Origin of the sequence: Methylomonas fluvii (assembly GCF_014850975.1) — a bacterium.
GTDB lineage: Bacteria > Pseudomonadota > Gammaproteobacteria > Methylococcales > Methylomonadaceae > Methylomonas > Methylomonas fluvii.
Map to the genome: position 1 here is coordinate 1,100,105 of NZ_JACXST010000001.1, position 18,434 is coordinate 1,118,538.

The following is an 18,434-nucleotide window of genomic DNA, read 5'->3' on the forward strand; positions in this document are numbered from 1 at the left end:
GGCAGCGTCATGCCGGGTTTTCGAAATAAACCGCCAACAAGCCCGAGGCATTCATTACATCCAACTCCGCTTCGATTTCATTTTGAAGCAACTCCAAATGATTCAACTTGATTTCGGTACGGGTGCGAGATGAATCCAATAACTCAATCAGACCGGTTTGCCCCAAACGATAGGCATCTTCGGCCATTTGCTTTAAAGTGGGTAAAGGCGCTACCACTTCTTTTTCGGCCTTTGCCAACGTCGCCCGACGTCTTGCCAGCACATCGACAGCCCTTTCCAGTTCTTGACGAGTGGCCGCCATCAGCAATTCACGTTTTAATTGGCTGGCATGCACTTCGGCAGCCGCACGGGCGATGCCGCCTTGGCCGCGATCAAAAATCGGCAGATCGACCGATACGCCTGCAAACGTGGTGTTGCCATAAGGTTTATCGGTGAAAGCCGTACCGAACATCAACGACGGCACCGGCCAGCGTTCCCGCTCAGCTTTTTCCAATCCAGAATCCGCGGCGATCATTTCCCGGCGCGCCGTTTCCAGATCGGGATTACGCTGCTCGGCTTGTTGCCATAACTTATCCACGTCCGCCGACACGCCAATCGGCTCCAGCGTACCACTGGCTTGCGGCTTCCAGTGCGGGAAACCCAGCAAACTCGCCAACTCGCCTAGGGTACTGCTCAGATTGGTTTGCGCATTTTCCAAACGGGTATTCAGGCTCTGCACTTCCTGAGTGATGCGCAGCACATCGTATTGACTGGCGGTGCCGGCGTTTTGCTTGCCGGAGATGATGGTTTGCAAGCGTTCCAACTCCAACCGGGCCTCATCCAGCACCGACACCCGCTGCTGATTGGCTAGTAATTGCGCAAACAGCCGCCAGGATTCACGAATCAATTGGTTGTAATCCACCTCAACGCGAGCCGCCGCGACATCGACTTGCCGTTCGGCGTTGTCTTTACGCGCGCCGCGCTGTCCGGCCAGCAGCATCGGTACTTCGACGGTGATGTTTTGCTGTGATGGACCGTCGAATTGGGTATTGCGGCGCCCGCCGGCCTGATCGAAGCGGCCGTAACTGATTTTAGGATTGGGCAATACATCGGCCGCGACCACCTCCGCTTCGGCAGCTTCGATTTGGTTACGGGCTAATGCATATCTAGGGCTTTTCTCGCGGACGATTTGCAGCAAATCCCGAATCGTCACCGTTTCCGGCAAGTCTTGGCTTGCTGGTTCAGGCTCGGCAACACAAATGGGGCTGGCTAATAAAGAAATCAGCAAAATCAGGCTGGCTTTCGGGTTCATACTTGGCTATCCAATAGTTCGTCAGCCTCTTCGGGCGTGAGGATTTGTTTGCTGGTCACGAAGGAATAAATCACCGGCAAGATAAACATTGCCACCAAAAAGGTGGTCAGCATCCCGCCGACAATCACCACCGCGAACGGCCGCTGGGTTTCGCTACCGATGCTGGTGGACAATGCCATCGGCAGCAAGCCCAGCAGTGCCAACAGCGAGGCCATCAATACCGGGCGCAAGCGTTGCGTTGCCCCCTCCGTGATTGCCGCCAATAACTCCATGCCGCCGCGGCGCATTTCCTCGGTCGCGCTCAGCACCAACAAACCCATCAGACAGACTTGGCCCAACAGCGCAATAAAGCCAATCGCCGCACTCACCGACAGCGGAATATGGGTCAGTAGCAACGCAAACACGCCGCCGGTCATCGCAAACGGCGTGGCAATCAAAATTGCTGCCGCGCTACGCCCCGATTGCAAGGCGCTGTATAACAAGCCCAGTACGATCAATACCGCAATCGGCACCACCACGCCCAAACGCGCCATCGCCCGCTGCTGATTTTCGAACTCGCCGCCCCAGTTCAGGAAATGATCTTCCGGTACTTTGATGTTGGCAGCGACCAGTTCCATGGTTTCATGCACCACCGAGCCCAAATCGCGGCCTTCCACGTTAAATTTCAAGGCCATGTAACGGCTATTGGCTTCGCGTTCGATGGAGGTGCGGCCTTGGGCAATATCGATAGTGGTCAAATCCCGTAAGGGAATATAGGCTCCGGAGGGATTGACGACATTCATATTGCCGATTTTTTCGATGTCACCGCGCTCGTTCTCCGGCAAAATCAAGCGTATCGGTACCGGCCGCTCGCCTTGCCACAATTCGGAAACTATCCGGCCGGCCATGCCGATTTCGATGGTATCTTGCACTCTATCCACGTCAAAGCTGTTGCGGGCCAAGGCGGAACGATCCAGTTTGATCTGTAATTGCGGCACCCGCGATTCGCGGTAAAGATCCAAATCAATCACGCCATCGACCTTGGCCAGCAGGAGTTTGATGTCTTCCAGCGTGGTACGCATTTTGTCCAGATCGGGGCCGTAGATTTTCAATACCACTTTGCCGCGTACCCCGCTCACCGCTTCCTCGACGTTGTCCTTGATCGGTTGCGAAAAATTGAAACGCACGCCCGGTATTTCTTCCAGCGAGGTCCGCATCGCATCGACCAACTTTTCTTTATGCCAGCCCTGCCGCCATTGCTCATGGTGTTTGAGATGCACGAAAGTTTCGCTCATGTTGACACCTTCGTTGTCGGTACCGTCCTCGGAACGGCCTTGCTGGCTCAAAATACCCAACACTTCCGGAAATTTCATCAAGCGTTGGCGCATGTCCAATAGAATTTCCTGACCTTTATCCAGCGAAATACTCGGCGGCATTTCAACGAACACATGAATGTCGCCTTCATCCAGTTCCGGTAGAAATTCGGTGCCCAGCCCGGCCCCGGCCAAGCCGCCGGCAAACAACAAAATGCCGGCAAAGCTTAAAGCCAGCGTTCGTTTACCCAGTACCTGCGCCAATAAACGGGAATACCCATCCCGCAAGCGTTCCAAAAACTTGGGCTCGGCTACCAAGGCATGTTGGGGTTGAATGAAGGTGGCGCATAAGGCCGGCACCAATAGCAGCGCAAAGATCAAGCCGCCAGATAACGCAAAACTATAGGTCATCGCCAGCGGCCGAAATATCCGGCCTTCCACGCGCTCCAGTGTAAACACCGGAATCAACGCAGCGATGATAATCAACATTGCAAAAAACGCTGGCTTGGCTACATCTACCGCTGCATCGGCAATCAGGTACAGCATTTCCCGCCGCGACTTTGGCTTGCGGTGTTGAGCCTGGTGCATGACATTTTCCATCAGCACTACCGCGCCATCGAGAATGATGCCGAAATCAATCGCACCCATCGAAATCAAATTGGCCGGCATGCCCAGCTGGTACAAACCTAAGAACGCCACCAGCAGGGACAACGGAATCACCGTCGCAACGATTAATGAGCCGCGAATGCTGCGCAGAAATAACCAGACCACGCCCACTACCAGAGCAAAGCCGTGCAGCAAGTTGTCGAACACGGTATGCAAGGTGCTGCTGACCAATTCGGATCGATCCAGAAACGGCATGATCTTCATGCCCGCAGGCAAAATCCCAGCATTTAATTCCGCGACTTTCTCGTGTAAGGCATCCAATACCCGCGACGGATTTTGGCCGCGCCGTAGCAGCACGATACCTTCCACCACGTCTTTGTGTTCGTCCAAACCCACCGTGCCGCGGCGTGGGGTATAGGATTGCACCAGGCGGCCGACATCGCCGACGGTGACCGGTGTGCCTTCATGGTTTTTCAAAACGATTTTTTTAATGTCGTCTGCCGTAACCAGATTGCCGACACCACGCACCACCATTTCCTGATCGCCGTAACTCAAGAAGCCGGCACCGACATTTTTGTTGGACTTTTCTACGGCCAAGCCGATGTCTTCCAGCGTCAAGCCTACCGACTCGACGCGAGTCGGATCGATTTGGATATGAAACTCTTTGTAGTAACCGCCGAAAGTCAGCACATCCGCAACCCCCGGCACCTGGCGCAATTTGCGCGATACGTTCCATTCCATTTCCGAACGCAGCTCGTAGAGCGAATGCCGGTCGCTGGTCAGGGTAAATTTGTAGATTTCGCCCAACGGCGTGTAGTCCGGCGCCAATACCGGCGTGACGCTGCTGGGTAATTCCGCGCCGGAGATACGCTGAGATATTTCGGTACGGGAATGAAAACTGTCGATGTGGTCTTCAAAGGTAATCGTCACCAGCGACAAGCCGAACAGGCTTTGGCTGCGCATCTGCAGCATATTCGGCGTGCCATTCAATACTCTTTCCAACGGCACTGTTACTTGCCGCTCGACTTCTTCCGGGGCATAGCCGGGCATCAAGGTAATGACGGTCACCTGGGTGTTGGTCACATCGGGATAGGCTTCGATCGGCGTTTCCATAAACGCATGGATGCCAAAAATAGCAATGATCACCGCCACGGTAATCACGACAAGACGACGGTGAACGCAATGTTCAATCAAGGGGCGCAGCATTAGTCCCCCCGATTACAGCAGCATGGATGCGGAGGAATCCAGGAGCAACGCCCCCGAAACCACCACTTTTTCGCCATCTTTAAGTCCATCCAGCACCGGTACCTGACCATCGCGTGCCTGTCCGATGAGTACCTGACGAGGTTCGAAGCGGCCATCGCCGGTTTCTACGTAGACCATGGTGTGTTTTTTGTCTCGAATCACCACCGCTGTGGTGGGTAAAAGGATACGATGCGGGCCGGCGGCCTCAATCAGGCCTTTGGCAAACATACCCGGTTTTAACACCAGATTGGGATTGTCGAATTCGATATACACCGCGCCCCGACGTAAATCGGATTGCATCGCCGCGCTGACCGCCACTACCCGGCCGGTCACCGGTTCGGACAAGGCGCTGATCTGCAATGTCGCTTTGGCACCTTTTTCGATCAGCGGCAAATCGTTATCGAATACGTCCGCGACGATCCACAAGGACTGCGGCTCGCCGATTTCGATGATGGTTTCGCCGGCTGCCAACGCCGAACCCACTGAGGACTTAATTTGCAAAACCACGCCATCTTCAGAGGCACGAAGTATCACGGCCTGATCTGTGCCATCCCCTATCATCCGCAAGGCTTGCTGGCTGCGCTGATGGTCGGCACGCGCTTCGCGCAATTGCACATCGGCTTCCGCGCGCTCCATTGCTAGGCCCACACCGCTTTTTTGCATGATGTCCTGGCGACGCATACGGTCTTCGGCACGTTGCAGCTCGGCTTTCGATTCTGCAACCTCGGCTCGCATCTTGGCGGCGTCAGCGCTTTCCAGAATGGCAATCGGTGTGCCTGCTTTGACGCGGTCACCGACCTGTACATTGATTTTTTTCAGCCGTCCGGCCACCACCGCGCTGACTGCGGATAGGGCTTTGGTTCTAAATTCGACATGCGACGGTGCTTGAACCATCGCCGAGAAATTTTGCGGCGTGACTGTAGCCACGCTGATATAAGGCCTTGATTCGGCAGGAATTGAAATCAACCCAACATGTTGGTCAGTGTCTGTTGCCTTAATTTCTTCAGCAGATGTGTTGGAGACTTTTTGATTTGCCGGGTGTTTGTCGGGTGGGGCTGAACAGCTGATTAAAGAGCTTGCTAGCAGTATCGAAACTATGAAATTGATGTGCATGAATTATTATTTTTATGTGGATGCCATTTTTACGGTGAAGGCGGGAAGTTGCACAATGTTCAAAAAGAACGATTCCCTTAACTATGTGCAGGCTGAACTATCGTCGACATAATATCGTATCAATATTACCGTGTCTTGTGCTCTTCATTTTTGTAAAACCGTTCTTTTTGCGCTTTGCCAAGAGGAGCGCGAATGTCACATCAATACTTGTTTGATCAGTTTTAGAACAATTAGTGTGGCGCTTTATACCGGAAAAAACTTTCCAAACTATTTTGTCGTCAGCGAGAAACATGCCATATATACGTCCTTGCACTCGCTCAGTAACAATAGACTAGGGGGGAGGACTAAGACCAATGACTTGGTTCAAAAAACCCGTTTAGCGGGCTATTTAAACCATAGATGTAACGGGTATAAAAAATGCCGGGCGGCGATTAATGGAATTGGCGCCACACTGAATTTGCAGTCATTGGGGCGAGAAACAGAGAAAATTCAGGCAATAAAAAAGGCGCATTGTCTAGACAATGCGCCTTGTCTCAAAGTAAAGCTAATGCTTACAGTTTGTCAGCATTTTTGCTTAGGTATTCAGCCACGCCCGCTGGGTTGGCATTCATACCAGCATCACCTTTGTTCCAACCGGCTGGGCAAACTTCGCCATGTTCTTCGTGGAATTGCAGTGCGTCGACCATGCGCAGCATTTCGTCAAAGTTGCGGCCCAGTGGCAAGTCGTTGACAACTTGGTGACGGACGACACCGGCTTTGTCGATCAAGAAACTACCGCGGAAAGCCACGCCACCAGCGGATTCAACGTCATAGTCTTTGCAGATGCTATGCGTCATGTCGGCTGCCAGTGTGTACCGGACGGGGCCGATGCCGCCTTGGTTGACGGGAGTGTTACGCCAAGCGTTATGGGTAAAGTGCGAGTCGATAGAAACACCAATCACTTCAACGCCGCGGCTTTTGAATTCGTCAATGCGATGATCCAAAGCAATCAATTCGCTTGGGCAAACAAAGGTAAAGTCTAAGGGATAAAAGAAAAGCACTGCATATTTGCCGCTAGTCGCACCTGAAAAACTGAATGAATCAACAATTTGACCATCGCCTAATACCGCAGGAACTGTAAAGTCAGGGGCTTGCTTACCTACTAAAACGCTCATCAATTTTCTCCAAAATTAGTTATAAAACAAAAGGTTAAGAGGATATTTACGCCTCTGCGAGAAGGCCGAGACTTATTCTACACCAGTTTAGTTGGTATTTGCCTAATAATCCCCGTAAATTCCGCTTGCAAGACGGTCGATTTCGCGCTAATTTGTAATCCATAGCTTACACAATTAACAGGCGGTCTGCGTGCTTCGCGCTGCTTAAATTCACTATGCAGACCTTTGGTGAATTTTTTAGGGTACGACAAATGGCAAAAGTAAAACACATTACAGAACCCGATACTTTCGGTTTTCAAGTTCGTATTGTTCGGCGCGGCAAGGAGAGCAGCCGTTATTTCTCTCACAAGCTCTGGGGCAGCAAAACCAAGTCGCTGAAAGCCGCGATTACCTGGCGCGATCAGATGCTGGTGGTATTGAAAGGCAGCAAGACCCGCTTCCTGAAACCACCCAAAAACAAAACCACTACCGGCGTAACCGGCGTGTCCAGAACCATCAAGTTTGATCACCGCAAAGACAAAAGCTATCTTTGCTACACGGTGTTTTGGGTAAAAGATGGAAAATCCCGGAATAAAACCTTCCAAGTGGGCAATGTAGACACGGTAACCGCCGACGACGAATTGCACGCGTTTCGCACTGCGCGCCTATTTCGGAGCTGTTACGAGCATGCCATCGACCACGATGCGCCGTTCGACGACAGCAAATTCGCCAACTGGAAAAAACTACGCTTATACGAAAACGAGATGCTGAACGCTGTCAACTGAGCGCACCAGCATGAGCTTAATCGATGCGCATCTCAATGCGCATCGACAGATCGACCGCAGCAATATTCTTCGTTAACGCGCCTATCGAGATAAAGTCCACCCCGGTTTCGGCCACGCTTCGGATATTATCCAAAGTAATATTTCCCGACGCTTCCAGCTCGAGTAGCCCCTGGTTTTGCTCTACCGCTGTACGCATATCGGCCAGCGAAAAATTATCCAGCATGATGCGATCCGGTTGCGCGGCAAGTGCCTGGGCAAACTCGTCAAGAGTTTCCACCTCCACTTCGACCGGCACATTTCCATAGTCTCTAGCCAGCTTGACCGCGTTGGCAATTGAGCCGGCCGCGATAATATGGTTTTCCTTGATCAAGATGGCGTCGAATAAACCGATGCGATGATTGAAACAACCACCACATTTAACTGCGTATTTTTGCGCCAAACGTAAACCGGGCAGGGTTTTACGGGTATCCAACACCTTGCAGCCGGTACCCGCCACGGCATCCGCATAGCGGCGAGCAATAGTCGCCGTTGCGGATAAGGTTTGCAGCAGGTTCAGCGCTGTGCGCTCGCCCGTCAGCAAGGCCCGAGCCGGACCGCGCAACTTGCATAGTACGGCATTCGCTGCGACACGCTCTCCTTCATCACAGTGCCAATCGATCATCACCTGGGAGCTTAATTGTCGAAACACCTCATCGAACCAAGCTCTGCCGCACAACACCATGGATTCGCGAGTTACCACTACGGCATTGGCTTGAGTCTCGGCTGAGACGATGCTGGCGGTAATATCGCCGCTACCGATATCTTCAGCCAGATAAAGCGCGATTTCTGTGGAATTTGGTTGCATGGGCGTGTGATGGACGATGAACAAGGAGAGTAATTATAAACCGCATGCGGTGACAGTCGCGCCAAACTCTGGCCAATTAAAAGCATAGGGGATGGTTGGCAAAGCTTATAAAATACCGCATCACTTACAAAGCTTGAAAACCATGATAATTCGCGATCACTACTTGAGTAGCGCTTGCCAGGTCGCTTCGCCGAACTGCGACGACAGACCGGACCCCGAAGACGTTTCGTTATTGGTTATCCATTGCATCAGCCTGCCGCCTGAGCAATTTACGGGCGACTATATCGACCAATTGTTTTGCAACTGCTTGGACCCAAACGACCATCCTTACTTCCAAGATATACACGAACTTAAGGTGTCCGCGCATTTACTGATTCGCCGGGATGGCAGCATTCGGCAATATGTGTCGTTCCATCGCAGGGCTTGGCATGCAGGCGTGTCAAAATATCAAGACAGGGAGCGCTGTAACGATTTTTCTATTGGTATTGAGTTGGAGGGGGCCATCAGTGTGGCTTACACTGATGCTCAATATCGGTGCCTTGCCGATGTGTGTAGAACGCTACTGGCAAATTATCCGAAACTATCGAGCCAGCGTATTGCCGGTCATAGCGACATTGCCCCAGGCCGAAAAAACGACCCTGGGCCATTCTTTGACTGGTGCCGCTTTAACGAATTACTGAGTTCTGTCGCTGAAAGTCCTGCGGAGCCAGTAAAAAAGGGTTGCCGTAACCCACGACAACAAAGCAAAAAGCGGCACTAATCGGCTTTAATTTCCAGATGCACGGCTTTAAGGATCTCGAGCAACTCTTGATACTGGACTTGTAGTGGCCCCAATTCGCTCTCCAACTGTGCAATGCTTTCATTGACATTGCCTTTGGATTCATTGATTTTCCTGAGCATGATCAAGCGGCTTTCAATTTGCTTTTTGTGGTCTTTGATCTGGTGCATTAGCGGCGACAGTACGCTATTACTCCAGGTAACCGCATCCCGTTGGGCTTGCTGCAGAATATTTCTCGCTTTGGCTATCAACGTACCGTATAGCTTGTTGACGACGATGCTTTGCTCAGTCATCGTGGTTTTAGCGCTATTGCGAAACGCTTCGCCTTCTTCAAAAATCTGCTCCAGCTCGAACTGGTGTTGTTTTATCGAAAACAACTGTGGCTCGATTTCCTTAAAACCGTATTCATCCTGAAACTTCTTATGAATCGCTTTAATCAAGCGCCGAGTTTCTTCGGTCATGTCCACCGAGTCCTGTAATAAATCGCGCAACTCGTCAAACAACCTACGCATGTTCTGCTTCATGCCGTAAGTGGTCAGGCTTTTGCTCATATCCTCCTTGGTACGGCGGATGATGTCGTCGATTTTTTCTTTGGCAAACGAATCGATCAACATCTTGGCTTGTACCGCAAACACTTTACGGCTGGCCTGAAAGTTTTCGATATTAGCCATATAGGCATTCTGCCGGTCACGAGTTTCGGCCATCAATTTGCCGGTCAATTCCTGATTCTCGAAATCGACTTGTTTGAATTCATCGAGCTGCTTTTGGGCGTTAGCGATTTTTGAGTCCATCAACTTGACCGACTCGCTGACCAAAAATCCAATTTCTTTGTCGACAACACCCTTTAGAATATCGCGGCGCTGATCGAGAATGTCGTCCGACAGATAGCTTTCCAACAGATTGAGACGGCTTTTTTGTAGCAAAGCATCGTCGCCTTTCACCTTAGCCAATAGCGCCTGCTTTGCAGAGACCGGGAAAATAACTTCCTTCTCCAGATTCAGAATCATTGCGCAGGTGTCGATTTGCTTTTGGATTGAAGCTTCGTAGCCAGTTTCGCCGGCCAAATCGTCCCACATTGAGTCGATTTTATTCATCACCACGGCTAAGCCCTGGCGGCGGTTACCTCTGGAGCTACAAACGTGGCTTTTCCACATTTCCAGATCGCTTTTGGTTACGCCGGTATCGGCCGCCAACACGAAAATAATGGCTTGAGCGCTGGGCAACATGCTCAAGGTTAACTCCGGCTCTGTACCTAAGGCATTTAGGCCTGGCGTATCCAGAATGCACAAACCTTCTTTCAGCAAAGGATGCGGAAAGCTGATCATCGCATGCCGCCAGCATGGCACTTCCACGGTTTCCGGATTGATAATGCCTTGCTCGGCGGCTTCGCGTTCGTTCCACAAGCCCAGTTTATCGGCCATTTCCCGAGAAACCTTCTTGGTGGCGACCAACTCTCTAAACGCTTCCTGCATTTGCGTAGGCGACTCGCAATTCAGCTCGATTTGTGTCCAACGATCCGGATTGCGCTTGTAATCCATCAAGGATATATCTTCCAAGCGGCTCTCAATGTTGAGCAGCCGAATATAACTGCCGCCTTTTTCATCCCAGAATAGCTCGGTGGGCGACATCGTGGTCCGGCCTGGCGACGAAGGCAACAAGCGCACGCCGGTTTCCGCAAAAAACAGCGAGTTGATCAGTTCGGTTTTACCTCTGGAAAACTCCGCTACAAACGCCAAGGTGACACGATCATTTTGCAAACCTTGCAATATATTCAGCAAGGTATCTGTGCTTTGCGGGTCACTGAAGCGATAACGGTTACGCCAGTCCCGATACAATTCGATACCCTGAATCAGTTGTTCGCGCCACTGCGTGTATTCGTGCAACTGTTCTTTAAATTCCAGATTTCTCATGGCTCGCCTTTGTTCCGACTGTACTCAATATAAGGGGCAAATTGTAACGGCTAAGTGTAGACCAATAATCCATAAGCAAAAGCCTAGGGCACGCTTGGATACTCAAATTCCGTACTGTTGTCGATAGGCCTGAATAATAGCCAACTTATCCGCCGAACCGCTCTGCTGGGAAATAAACTCGATGATGTCTGCCAAGCAGATTATCGCCAGCACCGGAATGCCGAACTGTGCCGACACTTCCTGCACTGCCGATAATTCGTTCTGGCCTTTCTCCTGACGATCCAGCGCTATCACTACACCCGCAACCGTCGCGCCGGCGGCATTAATAATCTCCACCGATTCGCGCACCGACGTACCGGCGGTAATCACATCATCCAAAATCCAGACTTTGCCTTGCAAGGGCGCGCCAACCAATACGCCGCCCTCGCCATGATCCTTGGCTTCTTTGCGGTTAAACGCAAACGGGATGTCGCGTTGCAAGCGGGAATAGGCAATCGAGGTGGTGCTGACCAACGGGATGCCTTTATAGGCTGGTCCGTACAATACATCTACCTCGACACCGGCGCTAATCAGCGCCTGCGCATAAAATTGCCCCAATTTATCCAGCTGAGCGCCGCTGTTGAATAGGCCGGTATTAAAGAAATAAGGACTAACACGTCCGGACTTTAAATGAAATTCGCCAAACTTCAATACGCCGCAATCCAAAGCGTACTGAATAAACTGTTTTTGGTAATCGAGCATCGTGGAGTGTTACAAAGCTAAAATGAAAGTAATTATACCCGTGCGTATTTAATCGATGAACTTTTCTAGGACCACGTCCAGAAAATCCCAACCTTTTTCGCTACAGCTATACGCCAAGCCATCGCGGCACAGCATGCCTTCAGCCAGGCAGTGCGATAAATTTGGCTCCAAGTTGTCTGCCGCCAATCCGGTAGCCCGTTCAAAATCCTTCAGACTAAAGCCGGTTTTTAATCGCAACTGGTTCATCAGAAACTCTAACGGCAATTGTGCGACCTCAATCGCCTCGCATTGTGATCGACCGGGTTGCGATAAATACTGTTCCGGGCTTCTTGGCTTAACCGTACGCATAATCTTATCCGGCAAGGCAAGGCTAATCTTGCCGTGCGCGCCGGCGCCTATCCCCAGATAATCGCCAAATTGCCAGTAATTGCGATTATGCCGGGATTGCTTGCCGGGTTTTGCATACGCAGACACTTCGTACTGCTGAAAGCCGTTATCCGCCAACAGCTGCTGACAGCGCTTTTGGGCGGCGAATATCACGTCGTCTTCCGGCAATTTGGGCGGAAACTTATAAAAATACGTATTGGGTTCCAGCGTCAGTTGGTAAAAGGAAATATGGGTTGGGGCCAAGCTAATGGCTATTTCCACATCGCTCAAGGCTTCGCTTTCACTCTGATCCGGCAAACCGAACATCAAATCCAGATTGAAATTCTCAAACCCGGCCTTAACGGCAATTTCCACCGCAACTTTGGCCTCAGCGGCGGAATGCACCCGCCCTAATGTCCGCAAATGCCGGTCCTGAAAGCTTTGAATGCCTATCGATAGGCGATTAATCCCTAAAGTCCGAAACGCATGAAATTTTGCGCTTTCGAAGGTGCCGGGATTGGCTTCCAAAGTGATTTCGCACTGTTCGGTAACAGGCACTGACCGCCTGATACCGGCCAACAGACGGCCTAAGGCTTCCGGCGAAAACAAGCTGGGCGTGCCGCCCCCCATAAATATACTGTTGATGCTCCGCTGCCCGCCCAGCAATTCCAGATCAGCGTGCAGGTCGGTCAGCAGGGCATCGATGTAAGCCTGTTCGGGAATCGGTTTTTTAACGGCGTGGGAGTTGAAGTCGCAATACGGGCACTTCTGGATGCACCACGGAAAATGGATATAAAGGCTCAGCGGTAACAATTCGACAGACCTTACCACACGCCAATATTGGGCATGGAGGCCCACGGCTCTTGCGGCGGCAAAGCTTGGTCTTTTTGTAACAATTCGATAGAAATTTGGTCGGGCGAGCGCAGAAATGCCATACGACCATCACGAGGCGGCCGGTTAATCGTTACCCCTTTTGCCGTTAAGTCTTGGCAAACCGCATAAATATCGTCTACTTCGAAGGCTAAATGCCCAAAATTACGGCCACCGCCGTAATCCTCCGTATCCCAGTTGTAAGTCAGCTCCAGCAATGGCGCGTCAACCGCTGCAGCGCTTTGCCGGTCGCCAGGTGCGGCCAGATACACCAAGGTGAAACGTCCGGTTTCGCTTTCCATGCGCCGCACTTCAAGCAAACCTAACTTATTGCAATAAAAATCCAGCGATTCGGCGAGATCCTTTACCCGAACCATAGTGTGTAAATAACGCATATTGGCCGCCCCAGAAAATAAAAGCGCGATTATGAACGAGTCGGCGGTGGAGAATAAAGTTTCCTGATCAATAACAGGCCTCAGCTATACCAAAGAAAGCCCGTCATGCCCGCCATTCAGCGCTATGGGAGGCAAGCTTCGCTCTATCCATGCGACCTGGATTGCGATATTCGCTGCCGAAATGACGATTTTAAGTAAGAGGAAGACACACGCTTGAAGCAGTTTGTTAGACGCGAATGCCCGACTAGCTCGTTACAGTCCAATTAGTCCAATGCTTTGCGATACACCGACGGCATGATGGTTTGCAGCTCAGTTTTCATACCGCTCAAGGATTCAGAATGACTGATAAAAAAATAGCCGCCGGGCCGCAGGTATTTAACAATTTTGTCCAGCAGGCGTTGCTTGGTTTCAATATCAAAGTAAATCATTACGTTACGTAAAAAAATGACGTCGAAGGTACCCAAATCCGGCAACGTTCCTATCAAATTGGCATATTCGAACTTAACGTGGCTGCGTAGCTCAGGAGCAACCAGCAAAAAACCGTCATATTGACCTGTCCCTTTCAGGCAATACTTTTTCAGCAAGATTTGAGGGATTTTTTCGGCGGCATTACTGGGGTACAAACCACGCCGGGCTTTTTCTAGAATCCGCGTGGAAATATCGGTCCCGACAATATCCCATTGCCGGGATCTCAAATACTCCGCCAATAGCATTGCCAGCGTGTAAGCTTCCTCACCGCTGGAGCTGGCCGCGCTCCAAACTCGAAACGGTTTTGCCGCGGAGTGCTGCGGTAAAATTTTTTCAACTACAAAATCGAAATGCTTGGATTCGCGGAAAAAATAGGTTTCATTGGTGGTTAGCAAATCGATAGCCATCGTCGTTTCATTTTCGAACCCCGGCTTACCGAATTGCCGAAAATACTCGCCATAGCTATCGATGCCATGATGACGCAAACGCTTTTCCAAACGTCCCATCACCATAGCCTGCTTACTATCGTTTAGGACAATACCAGCGTGCTTGTAAAGATAGTCCCTGATCCAGGCAAACTCTTGCTTATGCAATATCGGCGCGCCGACACGATGGATTGACGACACTCTATACTCCTATTTGTGGGTTAGCCAACATGTCGATAAATTTAAACGCCTCAAGTCTTGGAACGATCAAGCGTTGTTTGTATCCGGCAACGCATGACGGTCTTGGCGAACTTTACTCAAAGCCGCCATCTCATCCACCGACAGTACCTTGCTGACGTTCAATAAAATAACAAATCTGCCATTTCGTTTGGCCATGCCGTTAATAAAATCAGGTCGAATCCCCACCCCAAAACTTGGCGGCGGCTCAATGTCCTGTTGACCGATTTCGACCACTTCGTTGACCGCATCCACGATGATCCCCAGATCCTGAGAGCCGCCATCGTCTGTTTCACTGGTGGTTTCGACGATAACGATACCGGTGCGCTTGGCAATAGGTGTCGAGCCCTTACCAAAGCGCGCCAGCAAATCCACCACCGGCACCACGCTACCGCGCAGATTAATCACGCCGCGCACAAACACCGGCATCATCGGTACTTCAGTAAGATTGCCGTAATCGATGATTTCCTTGCTACTCAAAATACCAAGTGCGTAAAGCTCTCCCCCAAGCGTAAAAGTCAGGTATTGACCGGCCAGTGCAGTCTGTTTGCTCTGCGCGGCCGGTAATTTTTCCTCAATTGTTGCAAGTTCTGTCATGGCCCGCTCCTAGAAACGTTCGAACTGGTTTAAATCGAAGTCATGATCGATATTCGCACTTGCCTGAGCGACGGGCTTTATCTTAGTAGCCTTTTTTGCCCCTTTGGCTTGATTAGAAGTCGTGGTTTTTCTAACGCCATTGTCGAGTCTGAAAAAGCTCATCAGGGATTGCAGTTGCTCAGCCTGACTGGTCATTTCTTCCGCAGTAGCCGCCAATTGTTCGCTGGCCGAAGCATTCTGCTGAGTAATCTGGTTCATCTGGTTCATGGCATTGTTGACTTGGCTGACACCGGCGGATTGCTCTTGGGAGGCGGCGGCAATCTCTTGCACCAAGTCGGAGGTTCTGGCTATGCTGGGCACGATTTCATCCAGCAGTTTGCCCGCACTTTCCGCGGTCTCCACGCTGTTTTCCGCCAATTCGCCGATTTCCTGCGCCGCCACTTGGCTGCGCTCGGCCAGTTTGCGGACTTCCGCCGCCACCACCGCGAAGCCTTTGCCGTGATCGCCGGCGCGGGCCGCTTCGATGGCGGCGTTTAGGGCCAACATGTTGGTCTGATAGGCAATGTCGTCGATGATGCCGATTTTTTTGGCAATCTCGCGCATGGCGTCAACGGTCTGTTTAACCGCTTCACCGCCTTGGCTGGCTTCGGTAGCGGCTTTACTGGCCATACCGTCGGTGACTTTGGCATTGTCGGCATTCTGGTTGATGCTGGCCGCCATTTCCTCGATGCTGGCGCTGGTGATCTCGACACTGCCTGCCTGCTCGCTGGCGGCTTGCGACAGCGATTGCGAGGTGGAACTGATCTGCTCGGAGGCATTACCCAGCTGATCCGCCGCCGAAATAACCTCGGAAATGGTTTGGGATAGTTTGGCGACGGTGTTATTCACGGTGTCTTTAAATTCACCCAACTGGCCTTTGTAATTACCGGTCACATTGCGGGTCAAGTCACCTTGTTCAACCAACGCCAGCACTTCGACCGCTTCATTGAGCGGCAAAATCACGCCATCCAGGGTGTCATTGACGCCTTCGACGATTTTGCGGAAATCGCCTTGGTGTTTAGTGGCGTCGGCACGGGTTTGCAGGCGGCCTTCAACGGCGGCGGTTGCCAGCATATTGGCGTCGGCCACCAGCGTATTGACGGCATCAATACAGGTGTTGAGGTTGTTTTTAATGGTATTGAAATCGCCGTTGTAGCTATCGGTGATTTTGGCCGGAATCTGGCCTTTGGAAATGTTATCAACATAATCCGCGGCCACATTCAGCGGACCTATCACCGCATTCAGGGTCAGGTTCACGCCTTCGACAATTTTGCGGAAATCGCCTTGGTGTTTCGTGGCATCCGCGCGGGTTGCCAAACGCCCTTCGACGGCAGCGGTAGACAACATATTGGCGTCGGCCACCAGGGCGTTCACCGCATCAATGCAAGTGTTGAGGTTGTTTTTGATGACATTGAAGTCGCCGTTGTAGGTGTCGGTGATTTTTGCGGGGATCGCGCCTTTGGCGATGTTGTCCACGTAGTCGGCAGCGACGTTGAGCGGCCCGATCACGGCGTCCAGGGTGTTGTTGACGCCTTCAACAATCTTGCGGTAATCGCCTTGATACTGGCTGGCGTCAGCGCGGGTGGCTAAGCGGCCTTCGATGGCGGCTTTTTCCAATGCAGCGGCTTCGGCCACCATGCTGCTGATCGCGTCGATACAGTTGTTCAGGTTGTTTTTGATGGTGTTGAAATCACCGTTGTAGTGGTCGGTGATTTTCGCCGGAATTGCCCCGCGAGAGATGTTGTCCACGTACTCGGCAGCCACGTTCAAGGGCCCGATTACCGCATCCAGAGTGTTGTTGACGCCTTGGACGATTTTCCGGTAGTCGCCTTGGTATTGGCTGGCGTCGGCGCGGGTGGCTAAACGACCTTCAATCGCCGCTTTTTCCAGATTCATGGCTTCAGCGACCATGTTGGAAATCGCCTCGATACAGTTGTTCAGATTGTTTTTTATGGTGTTGAAATCGCCGTTGTAGGTGTCGGTGATTTTGGCGGGGATCGCGCCTTTGGAAATATTGTCCACGTACTCGGCCGCGACGTTCAAGGGGCCGATCACGGCGTCCAGGGTGTTGTTGACGCCTTCCACTAACTTACGAAAATCGCCTTGGTGTTTAGACGCATCGGCGCGAGTAGACAAGCGGCCTTCGACAGCGGCTTTGACCAGCAGGTTGGCGTCGGCCACTACTGCTTTCAAATTACCGCGGACCAATTCAATTGTCTCGTTGATAAAGGCTTTTTTACCCGGTAATTTCTCCATCGGGGCATCGAAATCGCCTTCGCCAAATGCTTTGAATACGCCTACCGCCATTTTCTTAACCGCAATATGGCCATTAACCATATCGTTTACGCCTTTAGCGACGGATCTGAAGCTGCCATGAAATTTTTGCTGATCGACAACCACATCGATATCGCCTTTTTCATGTTCGCTCGCCATGTGATCCATCTCGGCCAATAGCGCCTTAATGTTATCGCTTAACTGCTTCATGTTAGCCATTACACTGGTTTTGTCGCCCGCTTGTACCAGTATTTGGCTGTTCAAATCGCCTTGGGAAATGTTGTAGGCCAAATCGGCTACCAAACTCGGTTCGCCGCCCAATTGCCGCTTCAAATTGCGCGTAATGAAAAAACCCAGGGCGCCAACCATGGCCGCCGCCAGTAATGAAATCAGGATGGAAATGGTAGTCGCTGTGGATTGAATGACCACTGCCTCATCCGAAGATTGCTTACCCAGGCGCTGGTTGTATTCACTGTGATTTTTGAAAGCAGACAGCAGTTTGTCGACCACGGCTTGATTGGACATCATTTGATCACGAGCTTCGCTATTCTTATTTTGCCGGGATAGATCACGAACTTTTAGCCTTAACTTGTCGTATTCCGCCAAAGCGTTTTTGTCATCGGCAAGAAGTCTTTTGTCGTCGTCGTCGGTCAAAAGCTTTTCGTAGTAGTTCAATAGCTTATCGATATTGGCGCGTTTGCTGTCTATTTCTTTCTCCACTTCGGCCATAGCGGCATCTTCGGTTTCGGTTAAATGCTGCCAGGTATGGGCGCGAACCCCGGATAGTTCACTGACGATGTCGTTCAGCAGCAAGACGCTGGGCAGGGTGTTAATGGTATTGAAATTAGTGGCGTTATAGACCCTATCGATCTGTACGTAATTGAAGCCGGCCAAACCAACCAAACCTAATAATGCCGATCCGATTAATAACAACATGCGTTGTGTGACTGTCATTGTTAAACCCTCTGTGTGATCTCAAATTTATAGTGTCGCTTGCGCGGTAAGCTAATAGAGCATCCCTTGGA

At 51.3% G+C, this 18,434-nt stretch carries 14 protein-coding genes; 2 read left to right on the forward strand and 12 right to left on the reverse strand.

Going from position 1 to position 18,434, the window contains the following annotated elements; genetic code table 11:
- Positions 1 to 7: 7 nt before the first annotated feature.
- The 4 genes from EBB_RS05250 to EBB_RS05265 form a co-directional block, all read right to left on the reverse strand.
- Positions 8 to 1,291: a TolC family protein gene (locus EBB_RS05250; protein ID WP_192392761.1), complete on the reverse strand. Its 1,284-nt coding sequence runs from the start codon at positions 1,289 to 1,291 to the stop codon at positions 8 to 10.
- Positions 1,288 to 4,395: an efflux RND transporter permease subunit gene (locus tag EBB_RS05255; protein ID WP_192392762.1), complete on the reverse strand. Its 3,108-nt coding sequence runs from the start codon at positions 4,393 to 4,395 to the stop codon at positions 1,288 to 1,290. Before EBB_RS05255 ends, EBB_RS05250 begins: the two co-directional genes overlap by 4 nt.
- Positions 4,396 to 4,407: 12 nt before the next feature.
- A complete protein-coding gene (locus tag EBB_RS05260) occupies positions 4,408 to 5,361 on the reverse strand; it encodes an efflux RND transporter periplasmic adaptor subunit (protein WP_371741538.1) in 954 nt (317 codons plus the stop codon).
- A 737-nt stretch (positions 5,362 to 6,098) separates the two neighbouring features.
- The gene (locus EBB_RS05265) at positions 6,099 to 6,701 is read right to left on the reverse strand and encodes a peroxiredoxin (protein ID WP_192392764.1); all 603 of its coding nucleotides are present in this window, start codon (positions 6,699 to 6,701) and stop codon (positions 6,099 to 6,101) included.
- Between the two features lie 251 nt (positions 6,702 to 6,952).
- Here EBB_RS05265 and EBB_RS05270 point away from each other — a divergent pair, with 251 nt between their 5' ends.
- The gene (locus EBB_RS05270) at positions 6,953 to 7,465 is read left to right on the forward strand and encodes a hypothetical protein (protein WP_020484362.1); all 513 of its coding nucleotides are present in this window, start codon (positions 6,953 to 6,955) and stop codon (positions 7,463 to 7,465) included.
- Between the two features lie 16 nt (positions 7,466 to 7,481).
- Here the strand turns inward: EBB_RS05270 and nadC are convergent, their stop codons facing one another.
- Positions 7,482 to 8,309, reverse strand: a complete 828-nt coding sequence (gene nadC, locus EBB_RS05275; RefSeq protein ID WP_192392765.1) for a carboxylating nicotinate-nucleotide diphosphorylase — start codon at positions 8,307 to 8,309, stop codon at positions 7,482 to 7,484.
- Between the two features lie 142 nt (positions 8,310 to 8,451).
- Between nadC and ampD the strand changes: the two genes are divergently transcribed.
- Positions 8,452 to 9,069, forward strand: coding sequence for a 1,6-anhydro-N-acetylmuramyl-L-alanine amidase AmpD (ampD, locus tag EBB_RS05280; protein ID WP_192392766.1), 618 nt, complete (start codon positions 8,452 to 8,454; stop codon positions 9,067 to 9,069).
- Here ampD and EBB_RS05285 read toward each other — a convergent pair.
- The 7 genes from EBB_RS05285 to EBB_RS05315 form a co-directional block, all read right to left on the reverse strand.
- Positions 9,066 to 10,997 (reverse strand): dynamin family protein, encoded by a 1,932-nt coding sequence (locus tag EBB_RS05285; RefSeq protein ID WP_192392767.1) that lies wholly within the window; start codon positions 10,995 to 10,997, stop codon positions 9,066 to 9,068. The two genes, ampD and EBB_RS05285, sit on opposite strands and share 4 nt — an antisense overlap.
- Before the next feature lie 102 nt (positions 10,998 to 11,099).
- A complete protein-coding gene (gene pyrE / locus EBB_RS05290) occupies positions 11,100 to 11,738 on the reverse strand; it encodes an orotate phosphoribosyltransferase (RefSeq protein WP_064009163.1) in 639 nt (212 codons plus the stop codon).
- A gap of 48 nt (positions 11,739 to 11,786) precedes the next feature.
- A complete protein-coding gene (gene hemW / locus EBB_RS05295; RefSeq protein ID WP_225587248.1) occupies positions 11,787 to 12,917 on the reverse strand; it encodes a radical SAM family heme chaperone HemW in 1,131 nt (376 codons plus the stop codon).
- Between the two features lie 11 nt (positions 12,918 to 12,928).
- Complete coding sequence (locus EBB_RS05300) at positions 12,929 to 13,369, reverse strand: VOC family protein (RefSeq protein ID WP_192392768.1); 441 nt, start codon at positions 13,367 to 13,369, stop codon at positions 12,929 to 12,931.
- Positions 13,370 to 13,632: 263 nt separating this feature from the next.
- Complete coding sequence (locus EBB_RS05305) at positions 13,633 to 14,463, reverse strand: CheR family methyltransferase (protein ID WP_192392769.1); 831 nt, start codon at positions 14,461 to 14,463, stop codon at positions 13,633 to 13,635.
- Positions 14,464 to 14,529: 66 nt separating this feature from the next.
- A complete protein-coding gene (locus tag EBB_RS05310) occupies positions 14,530 to 15,096 on the reverse strand; it encodes a chemotaxis protein CheW (protein WP_223146801.1) in 567 nt (188 codons plus the stop codon).
- A gap of 9 nt (positions 15,097 to 15,105) precedes the next feature.
- On the reverse strand, positions 15,106 to 18,363 hold the full coding sequence (locus EBB_RS05315; protein ID WP_192392770.1) for a methyl-accepting chemotaxis protein: 3,258 nt from the start codon (positions 18,361 to 18,363) through the stop codon (positions 15,106 to 15,108).
- Between the last annotated feature and the right edge of the window lie 71 nt (positions 18,364 to 18,434).